The organism is Pedobacter cryoconitis (assembly GCF_003259615.1).
GTDB classification, from domain to species: Bacteria; Bacteroidota; Bacteroidia; order Sphingobacteriales; family Sphingobacteriaceae; genus Pedobacter; species Pedobacter cryoconitis.
Genome location: NZ_QLLR01000011.1, coordinates 121,365 through 133,792, shown reverse-complemented (window position 1 = coordinate 133,792; position 12,428 = coordinate 121,365). Strand labels below are relative to the sequence as shown.

The window sequence follows — 12,428 nt, the reverse complement described above, 5'->3', positions numbered from 1 at the left end:
TATTCTGCCAGTACGCATTTCGCTGGAAAATGAGACTTAAAGCAAGAAGAGCAGCAGCACAAAATGAGAATTATTGAAAAAGATCACGACGGAATCGGAACCATTCTTGCATTCGTCTTAATACCACTATCGGGTTTTGCAACTGATATTTATTTGCCCTCACTACCTGATATGGCAAATAAACTGCACGCAACCCATGCAGAAGTGCAACTGACTATTGTGTTTTTTCTGATCAGCTATGGAATATCACAGCTATTTATTGGAAGCTTACTAGACAGCTTTGGCCGTTTTAAAATAACTATAGTTGCTTTACTGCTGTTCAGTATTGCAAGTTTTACAATTGCCAATGCACATAGCGTATATATCATATACCTGATGCGTATCATCCATGGTATAACCGTAGCAGCCATTGTCGTTGGGAAAAGAGCTTATTTCGTAGATATTTTTTCAGGGGAGAAGCTAAAGCATTATACGAGTTTATTTTCTATTGTCTGGTCATCAGCGCCAATCATAGCCCCTTTTTTCGGAGGATACCTGCAAACCGCATTTGGCTGGGAATCTAATTTCTACCTGATCGGATATTTCGCCCTGATCATGCTTGTTCTTGAACTGATATTTGGCGGTGAGTCCCTGAAAGTCTATCAGAAATTTCATTTCAAATCAATTGTCCAGATTTATGGCAATATGATTAAAACGTTGAGCTTTAGTCTGGGGCTGATTATGCTGGGGTTATCAAATTCGATGTTTATGGTTTATGGAATGAGCGGACCTTTTATCATTGAACATACTTTTCATGATTCGGCAATTACAACCGGTTATTGTTCACTGGCCCTTGGCGTTTCCTTATTACTGGGCGGCTTTTTGGGGAAAGCAATGATTAGTTATCCTTTTGTTAAGAAGCTGAGTATCGCAATAGGCATCCAGTTCCTGATTACCCTGGCCATGATCTTAATTCCAACGGCGCATACCAATTTAATTACCATGATGGCATTTGCGTTCAGCATTCATTTTATAGCGGGTTTTGTTTTCAATAATTACTTTTCTTACTGTCTTGGATTGTTCCCTAAAAATGCGGGTATTGCCAGTGGCGTAACAGGAGGGGCTTTATATGTCATTACCTCTATTTTAAGTTATGGCATAGTTTCAGTGATCCCGGCGAAATCTCAGGAAAGTCTTGGCTTAAGTTATATGGTACTGGTCGTGCTTTCTATCCTGACCTTTATGGTAATCAGGAAGAAAACGCAGGTTTCTGCTGTTTAAAGAGAAATGCAATGTTTTAAGATGAAATTGGAAAGACCACAATAGAAAAAACCTCGGTGATGAGGCTTTTTCTATTTAAGATAAGGAAAAATAGGGTGTCAATTGATGAGATGTTAACCTTAATTCAAATTTATGAAAGATAATACTTAAATCAGCTAGTTAAACTACGCGTATCACCAAGTAGAAATACGTATTAACTTATACTATCTTTAGTATCAAACCTACGTTAATTCATAGCTTTGATACTTTCCAGTAGCTGATCTAAATGGCTACGATCCAGTAACTGTCCCTTTACAACCACAGCATTTATCATTTGAGTTGCTTTGATATTAAGCAGCGGGTTTTCATCCAGCACTAAAATATCAGCCTTCTTACCAGAACTAATACTTCCATATTGCTTTTGATTAAGAAACTCAGGTGAATTGATAATTGAAGCCTGTAAAGCCTGTAACGGAGTTAAGCCATATTTGACCAACAATTCCAATTCCTGGTGCAGGCCAATTCCTGGATAGTCAAAAGAATTGAGATACCCCGCATCTGTACCTGCCAGGATTTTTACACCTGCCTTTTGTAAAAGAGGTAAAACAGCAGCTGATTTTTCAAAGACCTGGTGTCTGAAGGCAATGGCTTCCGGGCCATCCTTTGCCGCTCTTTCTACGCGCCAGTTATATGTTTTGCGAATCCCTTTCCCTATATATTTTAAATAAGGATCATTTTTATGGTCATTCTGATCAAGGTAAGCAACCGTGCGGCTGATCGATAGCGTAGGGGTTAAAGACATGCCGTGTTTAGCCATATTGCTATAAGCCTTAAATGCCGATACCTCGTCGAAATCTGCGATAATCCTTTCATTGATAGCTTTCCCTTTTAGCGTACCAGCAGCAATTTCATCAGATATGGCTTGTTCATCCTTAGTGCCTGCCTTTAGCGCGTAACCAATATGCTCTACCGCACTTAGCCCGGCATCAGCTACCTGGTTCATCGTTAAAGAAGAAGGGATATGTGCAGAAACTTTAAACCCTCTTGCTCTGGCCATTTTGATCGCTTCCAGGAATAATGCGGGTTTTAAAGTATTATCCGTGATTTTTACAAAGTCAACCTTTAGTTTTTGTAAAGAATCCAATGCCAGTTTGATCTCCTGCTTAGTGCCAACTTCAATATCCCCAAGCCAGATAGACTTGTAACCTTCTATTTTTGGACCCGAAGTAAATATAGTAGGCCCCTGAAGCTGACCTTTTGCAATTTCCTCTCTCCATTGCAACACGCTGTTACTTAAATCTGCTGAAGCGTCCCTGACCGTTGTAATTCCATGTGCAAGGAAAAGAGGGAGTAAGTTCTTGTTTTCCTGGATCAGCGAATCTCCGCCGCCAAAGTGCATGTGCATATCCCAAAGTCCGGGAATGATAAACTTTCCAGCTGCATTATAAATTCTTTTCACCTTCCAGTGCGCATTTTTGCTTTGATCAATAACTGTAATGATACTATCATTGCGAATAATGATCACTTGGTCTGAGCTAAGCTGCCCTGTTTTAACATTAATAATATTGCCGCCGGTAATCATCAGATCCGCCTGTGTCTGCTGCGCAAAGGTCAGCTGTCCCAGAAAGAGGGAAACAGTTAAAATAAATAGTTTTTTCATATTTGATTGCTATTAATGTGCGCCAGCTTTTTCTAAAAGGGTTATAATTGCTTTGAAATCCTTGTTTTTTGCATGAGTTAGCGGAGTAACTCCTTCGTGATCTGCCAGATTTACATTGCAGCCAGCCTGGATAAGCATATTTACTATTTCCACTTGCCTGGTATTCCCATTATTCAGGATGATTGCTTCCAGTAAAGCGGTCCAGCCCAATTTATTGATATGATCCACAGGGAAAGATTTATCCTTTAATAATTCAGCAACAATTGCAGTATGCCCTTTTTCACACGCGGGGATTAATGCTGTCCCATTATACCTGTTAAATACCTTATAATCGGCTCCTGCTTTCAAACCCATTTTTAAGATTTCCAGATAACCCGTAGCTCCGGCATATAAAAATGAGCTGTTCAGCATTTTGTCCTGCGCATTTACATCAGCACCAGCATCAATTAGTAATTGAGCGATCTCTATGTGGTTACCATAAGTAGCTGCAATCAGCGGAGTTTCACCTTTGTCATTGCGAATTTCAACACTGTTGCGCTCCGCAATCCACTGTTTTAATGAATTCATATCGTTTGAAGCTATAATTTTAAAAACTGTTATTTTTTCTTTTTCCATATTCTTTTCCTGAGCACAAGCGCTGAATGCGATGCAGGTCAAAAAAAGCAAAACCATTAATTGCAGCTTGTAATGTTTCCTCATCTGGCAAACTTAGGAGTTCTGCTTCTGCGGATATAGGACAGATTAGTACATCACGGGTACTAATTGTTTATTTTACGGAATTCAACAGGACTGGACTTCGTGTATTTCCGAAAGAACCTGGAGAAATAAGAAGTATCGTTAAAACCTAAGGTAAAGGCGATCTCTTTAACGTCTGAACTGGTAAGGGTTAACATTCTTTTAGCTTCCAGCAAGATACGTTCGCGGATCTGATCGCCAGCAGTACTGCCGGATCTTTTTCGGCATACCTGATTCAGATAGTTGGGTGTAACGTTCAATATTTCAGCATAATATGCTACATCACTATGCGTGTGGTAATGTTTTTCAAGTGCCTGATGAAAGTGACTCAATATACGGTGGTCAGCATGGGGCAATTCGATTTTAAAACTGGACTGGTAAGCACGTTTAAGCAAGAGCAGCACAATTTGTAAATGATGTTGCAGCAGATCCAGATAAAAAGCCTGTTGACCGTCAGCCTCCAGTATGAGGTTTTTTAGTGCTATTACCACCTGATGGTAAGCATCGTTTGTTAAAACTAAAGAATTATTTCCGCTGGGCGTGAAAAAAGGGAACTTCTGCTGTACCTGTAAAAGGAAATCGGGAGAAAACATGACTTGGAACCCGGAAGTATCTGCCGATAAGTTCCACTGATGTGCCTGTCCCGGCGCTAAAAAGAAGACCGTTTGAGGTTTAACCTCATGCGCAAAGAAGTCTATGGTATGTGTGCCTGTGCCTTTTTCCATGAGCATTATCATATAAAAATCATGCTTATGTGCCTGCGGTATAACCGGCATGCCAATAGGAGCATGGTAAATAATCTTAAAATCTTCTTGGGTATAGGGCAGATTGAAAATCTTTTCTATGCCGACAGTAGGTAAAAGCATCAATGGTTTTAATAGTAAAGACCCTGTTTTGTTTCGCAATAAACGAAAAAAACAGGGTCTTTCTTTATGATTTACAGCATTAATTTTTCTCCAGCAGGAAACGCCATACTACAGCGCTCAGTATGCTTCCTAAAACAGGGGCGGCAATGAACAACCAAACCTGGCTGATTGCACGGCCACCTACGAGTAATGCAGGACCGATACTTCTGGCAGGATTTACAGACACACCAGTTACTTTAATACCTACAATGTGAATCAATACCAAACTCAGGCCAATGGCCAGGCCAGCAAAACCACCGTTGATGTTTTTTGTAGAAGTTGAACCGAAGATCACCATCAGGAAGATAAAGGTAAATACAGTTTCGGCAACAAAGCCAGAAATAAGGCTGTAGCCGGCAGGGGAGCCCGCTTCGTAACCATTTTGACCTAAACCACCGTCAGCTAGCGAATAACCATCCTTACCAGATGCAATCAGGTATAAAATGGCTGCACCTGCAATTGCCCCCAGAACCTGTGCAATAATATAAACAACTGCCTCACTTGATTTCATACGTCCAACCACAACCATACCAATAGAGATTGCCGGGTTAATATGGCAGCCTGAAATATGGCCGATTGCATAAGCCATAGCGACTACGGATAACCCGAAAGCAAAGGATATGCCGAGCAAACCGACTCCGCTGGTGCCATCTGCACCAGCAATTACAGCACTGCCGCAGCCCATCAGGACCAGTACCAGTGTGCCGAAAAATTCGGCTGAGAATTTTGAAAAAGTAGTTGTTTCCATGTGAGATTGATTAAATTATGATTGATAGATAAGTGGTTTTTAAGTACAAAAACTTAAACCCTTATATAATATTAATCATATTTTATCAAAAACATACAATTAAATGACGAATTAATTGTACCAGATTACAATGTGCTTCTATATTAATTATCAAGCAGTTACAGGCCTGATCATATCTACATGCAGAATGTCATCTTCCAGGTATTCTTCTCCATAAACTACAAAGCCAAATGACTCATAAAATGACTTCAGGTATAGTTGTGCGCCAATTTTAATCGGCTTATTTCCATATAAGCGCCTGCAGTTGGCAATGGCCAGTGAAACCAGCTGTTTGCCAAATCCTTTTCCTCTTGCTGCATGACTGCTCACAATCCTTCCAATAGAGGGTTCAGTAAATGATAATCCTGCAGGTACTATTCTTGCATAAGCCATCAATTCTTTATTTTGATAAAGCATCAGGTGCTGACAAGACAAATCTTTGCCATCTGTATCCAGGAAAACGCAATTTTGTTCGACCACAAATATCTCGCTTCTCAATTTTAATATCGCGTAAAGCTCTTTTACAGTCAGGGAGTCAAAAGGCTTACATATCTCGGTATATTCCATTATAATGTGTTAAAAACTAAAGGTAAAAAAATCTGGTAAACAAGCTATGGATATTAAAAACCCGTTTTCTGAATAAGGTGTTTTTATTTCTGTTTGTTTCCTGATTTAAACATGTTATTTTTGATGCTCCGCCTTAACTAATAAATAGTTACGGCAATTTAAACAAACGAAGTATTGGATTATCGTTTAGTAGCAGTCTCTGGTCAAAAACCTCTTCACCGCAAATCATCCTACCTTACCCAGCAAATCGTTTTACTAATTTTAGCAGTCTTTGTTACTGTTCCTGAACAAGAAAATAACCCGCAATCTCATGATTATACTTAAAACAGAAGAAGAAGTAGAATTGATCCGGATCAGTGCTACCTTAATTAGCTCAACCCTGGCTGAAATCGCTAAAATATTGAAACCAGGAATTACCACGCTGGCACTCGACAAACTTGCAGCCGAATATATTGCGGATCATGGAGCAATTCCATCATTTCTTAACTATGAGGGCTATCCGCATCATATCTGTACTTCAGTGAATGATGTAGTGGTACACGGTATGCCGACCGACAAGCCCTTACGTGAAGGTGAGGTTATTACTGTGGATATAGGGGTCATTAAGAATGAATTTCATGGAGATCATGCCTATACTTTTATCGTTGGAGAAGCTGATCCGGAGGTTATAGAGCTGGTCCGGATAACTAAAGAATGTCTTTATGAAGGGATTAATCATGCAGTGGCAGGCAGTTACTTAACTAATATATCGAGTGCCATACAAAGGCATGCGGAAAGTAACGGGTATGGCGTAGTCAGAGAATACGTAGGGCATGGTCTGGGCCGTTCCATGCACGAACATCCGCAGGTCCCAAACTATGGCAGAAAAAATGAAGGCATTATCATGAAAGAGAACCTTGTGCTTGCTATTGAACCTATGGTGAATCTGGGCACTAAGGATATTAAGGTATCAAAAGATGGCTGGTCAGTCAGAACAGCAGACGGTAAACCATCCGTACATTTTGAACACGATGTTTGTATCAAACCAGGACATGCCTCTATCTTATCAAACTATACTTTAATAGAAATTGCAGAGAAAGCAAACAAGAATCTAAATTCATCCTATTATTAGTTATTTTTACGGTTGGATGAATCGTGAAACTAAAATGCTGCACCAGGAAGGTGATCAGTTAAAATCAGGTACTATTTTATTAATGGCTGTTGCTGCGGGTATTACCGTAGCCAATATCTATTACAATCAGCCAATTTTAAAGGAAATGGCAATTTCCTTAAAAGCTACTGACGTAGAAATAGGGAGAGTATCCATGTTTGCACAGTTGGGGTATGGCCTGGGCATGTTTTTCCTGATCCCTTTGGGGGATAAGGTAGACCGTAAAAAGTTAATTCTGATCCTGATGCTGAGTCTGGCTGTTATGCTGATCCTGATGGTACTTGCAAAAGGCGTTATTTTTGTCTGGGCGCTGAGTTTGCTCATCGGAGTCTGTTCAGCACCGGCACAAATTATTCTGCCTATGGCTGCCAGTCTGGACAAGGTAAACCGGGGTAAAACTGTCGGGATCGTTTTTAGTGGAATCCTGGTTGGTATATTAGGTTCCCGGGTGATCAGCGGTTTCATCACAGACTGGCTTGGCTGGCGTTATGTTTATGCGATTTCAGCCATCATGGTATTAACTGTAACTGTACTTTTGAAACTTTACCTTCCAAATGTAAAACATAAATTTACAGGTACTTATATAGCTTTACTTAAATCAACACTTTCTCTGGTCAAAGAACATGAACTGCTGCGCAGATCGGCTATTCTGGGTGCATTTACATTTGGTATTTTCTGCTCCTTCTGGACAACTGTTACCTTTTATCTCAGCGGCCCGGCCTTTGGCTATCATGCAGATACCATCGGGCTATTTGGTATCGTGGCAATTGGCGGAGCCTTGGTAGCCCCTTATTTTGGGAAATTAGCCGACAAAGGCAATATTAAGAAATCTTTAATCATCAGCGTTACCATGATTATATTCAGCCTGGTGCTGCTTAAACTCTTCCCGGTTTCAGTTATCGTAATGATTATTGCCATATTTATCCTCGATATTGGCGTACAAGCTACACAAATTACCAATTTTACCAGGATTTATTCCTTAGACGAAAACTCCCATAGCCGTTTAAATACCATTTATATGACGACCTATTTTATCGGGGGAGGAATAGGCACATTTTTTGGTTTGCTGTGCTGGAAACATGGAGGATGGACACTTTCTACCTGGCAAATGCTGTTATGGTCGTTCATTGCAATCGGCATTGTTATCTTTTCAAAATCAAGTATAAAGAAAAAACAACCGGCGGCAGAAAACGTTTTAAGAAATTAGTTTAGGCTAATTCACTTCATGAAGTTCTTTAATCAGTAGAATTGTCATACTTTTGCTATCCTGATTACTATTTGAAAAAGCGTTACTGATACATGAAATTACCTGCACAATATAACCCGGTTCCCTTTATAAAGGATAATTATAAAATCATTGCGAGTTATATTTTCACGCTGTTTTTTATTGGTTTGGGCATCTGGTTTATCCAACACGAAAAAGCAGAGCTCCAACAAGTAAAACACCTTGTCCTGACCTCGAAATGGGATTGGATTACCTTAGGCATTGCCCTGAGTGTAGTCTATATTTTTGTTCATGGATTAATGTACAAATATGCTTTTAAAGCAGTGGGAAGTGAAGTTAATCTGCTTGATTCCACAATGTTGTACCTGAAAAGGAACTTTGTCAGTGTATTTTTACCGGCAGGAGGAGTTTCTTCCCTGGCTTTTTTTAGCGGAGATATTGAGAAAAAGGGAGTCACTAAATCTCAGATCAACTTCGCTTCTTCCATTTACGGTTTCGTCGGTATACTTTCGGTAGTCGTTATAGCGATCCCGGTATTTATTTACGCAATCTTTAAAGGGAGTATAGGTGCGGGAGAATGGATCGGACTGATTTCTATCTTTGTTATAATTGGTGGTATCTATTTGATTTACAGGTCTATTGCCAGTGCCGGTAAAGTCTATCAGTTGCTCGTTAAATACTTCCCTTCCTTAGAAGTTTTCCTTGCTGAATTCAAGAGTAATAAAATTGAGCGTAACGGCTTTATCTGGACGTTTTTATATAGTATGCTGATAGAAATCATCGGTGTAGTGCATATCTATATTGCAATGGTCGCGCTGAATATTGAACCTTCCATCATTATCGCTACGATCGCTTATGTAGTGGGGGTTGTTTTCCTGATTATCTCTCCGTTTTTAAGAGGTTTAGGCGCTGTAGAGGCATCAATGACCTTTATGCTGATCCGTCTGGGCTATTCAGAGGCAGCCGCTGTATCCGTGACTTTCCTTTACCGTTTTATGGAATTCTGGATTCCGATGGTACTGGGCGCTTTAAGTTTCCTGGTGAAAATCAACAAACTGCTGATGCGCATCGTACCAGCGTTGATGATCCTGGCCCTGGGGATTGTAAATATAGTCTCTGTACTGACACCGGCGATTCATGAAAGACTGGTCTTCTTAAAGAACTTTCTGCCTATTTCAGCTATTGCAGCGTCCAATTATTTTGTACTTGTGGTTGGTTTATTTTTACTCGTTACTGCTGCATTTATGCTCAGGGGGCTTAAAATGGCCTGGTATTTCGCACTGAGCTTATGTGTATTCTCCCTTTTTGGAAACCTGACCAAGGCTTTCGATTATGAAGAAGCACTTTATTCTGTCATCGTTATTATCGGATTGATTGCTTCCAGAAAAGAATATTACGTTAAACATAATTCCAGACTCCGCTTTATAGGTATTCAAACGACTTTGCTCAGTGTGGCTGCGGTAGTTTTATACGGTACAATTGGTTTTTATTTCCTGGATGCCAAACACTTTAATGTTGATTTCGGTATTCTTCAATCTATAAAATATACTTTAGAAAACTTTGTGCTGATTGACAGTACCGATCTTGTTCCGCAAGACGCTTTCGCAAGAGGATTTTTATATTCTATCAATATCAGCGGTTTTCTATCCGTAGCTTTCCTGGTTTATACTTTGATACGTCCATATATTATCAAAGACACGACCGATGCAGAAGAATTTGACTGGGCAAGAACTCAGTTAGATCAATACGGGAACTCAGCGATGGATTATTTCAAAACCTATCCTGATAAACTGATTTACCGTTCACCTGAGCTGGAAGGATTTATTTCTTACCGGATCGCCGGAAACTTTGCCGTAGTTCTGGAATCTCCGGTAACAGCTCCTGAAAACTTAAAAGCGTTTATCAAATCATTTGATAAGTACTGCTTTGAAAGCGGGATGAAAAGCTTTTATTACCGCGTAGCTGAAGAAAACCTGGAACCGTTTATTCAAAGTGGTAAAAAGCGTTTATTCTTAGGTCAGGAAGGGGTCGTTAACCTGACTACTTTTACGCTGGATGGAGGAAGCAGAAAATCAATCCGGAATGCCCTCAAAAAAGTGGGTGAAAAAGGATACCACAGCAAGATCTATGAAGCGCCGGTTAAAGACGGTTTATTACAAAAGATAAAATCAGTCTCTGATGAATGGCTGGCAGAAACAGAGCGGGAAGAAATCGTGTTCTCTCAGGGGATGTTTGACTGGGAAGAGCTGAAAAATCAAACGATCATTACTGTTGAGAATTCAGAAGAAAAGATTGTTGCCTTTTTAAATATTATCCCTGACTATGCTAAAGGAGAAGGTACTTACGATCTGATCAGGAAAACTGCAGATGCACCAAATGGCGTAATTGACTTTATCCTTGTCGAACTATTTAAACACCTGAAAGAAAAAGGATATACCTCAGTTAACATTGGTTTTGCACCCTTGTCAGGCTTGAATGATCCGAAAAACCTTCCTGAACGCTCCCTGAAATTTGCCTATGAGAAAATCAAATCTTTCTCTCATTACAAAGGGCTCCGGGATGCGAAGGACAAGTTTTCACCAGTATGGCATAATAAATACCTGGTTTATGCACAGGATTATGACCTTCTTCAGATTCCGGCAGTATTATCCAAAGTCATTAAACCCTAATAAAACTTATGAAAAGATTGATTCTCGTGATCGCAATGTTATTTTGTTTCGGCAAACCATCGTTTGCGATAAAAGGGGATGAATCTCTTCGGTACGGTGCTTTCGGTAAAATTGCGATTTATTATCCTGTTCAGAAACCAACCTCAGTTGTCCTGTTTGTTTCGGGCGATGGCGGTTGGAAAGATGGCGTGATTGATATGGCCCATGACCTTACCGCACAAGGCGCATTGGTATTGGGGATTGATGCCCGGAATTACCAGAAATCCTTAGCCAAACGTAAAACTGACTGTTATTACCCTGCTGCAGATTTCGAGCAACTGAGTTTAATGATTCAGAAAAAATACAAATTCAGTACTTATTTAAAGCCCGTGCTGGTCGGTTATTCTTATGGAGCAACGCTGATTTACGGGATTCTGGCACAAGCACCCGCCAATACCTTTAAAGGGGCTGTTGCACTAGGTTTTTGTCCGGATATTGTAGCGAAGAAACCCTTTTGTAAAGGAAGCGGATTGACACAACATGTGCTTAAACCGGGTATTTCGTTCTGGCTGGAGAGAAATGAAAAACTGACTGCCCCCTTTATTGTCCTGAACGGGTTTAAAGATGAGGCTTGTCCTTATGCAGCTACCGCCTCTTTTTTGAAAGATATGCCTATGGCAGAGCTGATTAATTTACCAAAAGTAGGCCATGGTTTTGCTGTGACCAGTGAGTGGGAGCCGCAATTCAAAGCCGCTTTTCAAAAAATAATTAATGCACCTTCCTTTGCAGAACGCAAACAAGGAGAAAATAAAGAACTCAAAACACAAGCTATCAAACTTTATGGGGAAGACCTTCCTTTAACCATAATTCCTGCGGCTAAAAAGAATAATCTTCCTTTGGTACTGATGATTTCCGGAGACGGGGGATGGACAAGCTTTGATCAGTCACTCGCAGAATCCCTTGCCGGCAGAGGACTTTCTGTAGTAGGTTTAGATGCACAAAAGTATTTCTGGGATGCGCGTACGCCTGAAAAGACTACCTCAGACCTCAGTAAAGCGATCCTGCATTATACTACCCAGTTTAACAAAGAACATTTTGTATTGGCAGGTTATTCCTTTGGCGCATCTGTTGTTCCTTTTGTTGCTGACCGGTTAGAACCCGCCTTGAAATCACGCCTTTCTGCAGTACTTTCCTTATCTCCGGATGTGACTGCCGACTTTGAAATACATGTGCTGGATATGCTTAGTTTTGGCAATACCACAGAAACCTATAATGTGCAGGCCGAAATGAAGAAGATCAGAAATGTACCTGTAATCAGTTTCTTTGGAAGAGAAGAAGGCGGTGATATTGCCTCCAAATTTATCAAAGCAGGCTTGAAAACAGAAATGGTTCCGGGTGATCATCATTTTGGTGATAATTTCCAGGGATTGTCTCTTGATCTTTTAAAGAGCATCCCGCAATAAAAATATCGCACAATAAAAGTATTACGTTATAGAAATATCACGTCATAAA

Annotated in this window: 10 protein-coding genes; 5 read left to right on the top strand and 5 right to left on the bottom strand. The window is 40.2% G+C overall.

All coding sequences use genetic code 11. From position 1 onward, the window contains the following. The first annotated feature begins 63 nt into the window (after window positions 1–63). Window positions 64–1,260: an MFS transporter gene (locus LY11_RS13080; protein ID WP_111634113.1), complete on the top strand. Its 1,197-nt coding sequence runs from the start codon at window positions 64–66 to the stop codon at window positions 1,258–1,260. 226 nt (window positions 1,261–1,486) lie between these two features. Here the strand turns inward: LY11_RS13080 and LY11_RS13075 are convergent, their stop codons facing one another. The 5 genes from LY11_RS13075 to LY11_RS13055 form a co-directional block, all read right to left on the bottom strand. Then, entirely contained in the window at window positions 1,487–2,899 is a 1,413-nt protein-coding gene (locus LY11_RS13075; RefSeq protein WP_111634112.1) for an amidohydrolase family protein, read from the bottom strand. A 12-nt stretch (window positions 2,900–2,911) separates the two neighbouring features. Further along, a complete protein-coding gene (locus tag LY11_RS13070; protein WP_262510925.1) occupies window positions 2,912–3,571 on the bottom strand; it encodes an ankyrin repeat domain-containing protein in 660 nt (219 codons plus the stop codon). Between the two features lie 86 nt (window positions 3,572–3,657). Further along, window positions 3,658–4,500 (bottom strand): helix-turn-helix domain-containing protein, encoded by an 843-nt coding sequence (locus LY11_RS13065; RefSeq protein WP_111634110.1) that lies wholly within the window; start codon window positions 4,498–4,500, stop codon window positions 3,658–3,660. 79 nt (window positions 4,501–4,579) lie between these two features. After that, a complete protein-coding gene (gene aqpZ / locus LY11_RS13060) occupies window positions 4,580–5,287 on the bottom strand; it encodes an aquaporin Z (RefSeq protein WP_111634109.1) in 708 nt (235 codons plus the stop codon). 150 nt (window positions 5,288–5,437) lie between these two features. Next, on the bottom strand, window positions 5,438–5,893 hold the full coding sequence (locus LY11_RS13055; protein ID WP_111634108.1) for a GNAT family N-acetyltransferase: 456 nt from the start codon (window positions 5,891–5,893) through the stop codon (window positions 5,438–5,440). 310 nt (window positions 5,894–6,203) lie between these two features. Between LY11_RS13055 and map the strand changes: the two genes are divergently transcribed. The 4 genes from map (at window position 6,204) to LY11_RS13035 (ending at window position 12,379) form a co-directional block, all read left to right on the top strand. Beyond that, window positions 6,204–7,004: a type I methionyl aminopeptidase gene (map, locus tag LY11_RS13050; RefSeq protein ID WP_111634107.1), complete on the top strand. Its 801-nt coding sequence runs from the start codon at window positions 6,204–6,206 to the stop codon at window positions 7,002–7,004. 16 nt (window positions 7,005–7,020) lie between these two features. Further along, window positions 7,021–8,250, top strand: a complete 1,230-nt coding sequence (locus tag LY11_RS13045; RefSeq protein ID WP_211321546.1) for an MFS transporter — start codon at window positions 7,021–7,023, stop codon at window positions 8,248–8,250. A 92-nt stretch (window positions 8,251–8,342) separates the two neighbouring features. Then, complete coding sequence (locus LY11_RS13040; RefSeq protein WP_111634106.1) at window positions 8,343–10,937, top strand: phosphatidylglycerol lysyltransferase domain-containing protein; 2,595 nt, start codon at window positions 8,343–8,345, stop codon at window positions 10,935–10,937. Window positions 10,938–10,945: 8 nt separating this feature from the next. Further along, window positions 10,946–12,379 (top strand): AcvB/VirJ family lysyl-phosphatidylglycerol hydrolase, encoded by a 1,434-nt coding sequence (locus LY11_RS13035; protein WP_111634105.1) that lies wholly within the window; start codon window positions 10,946–10,948, stop codon window positions 12,377–12,379. Window positions 12,380–12,428 lie beyond the last annotated feature (49 nt).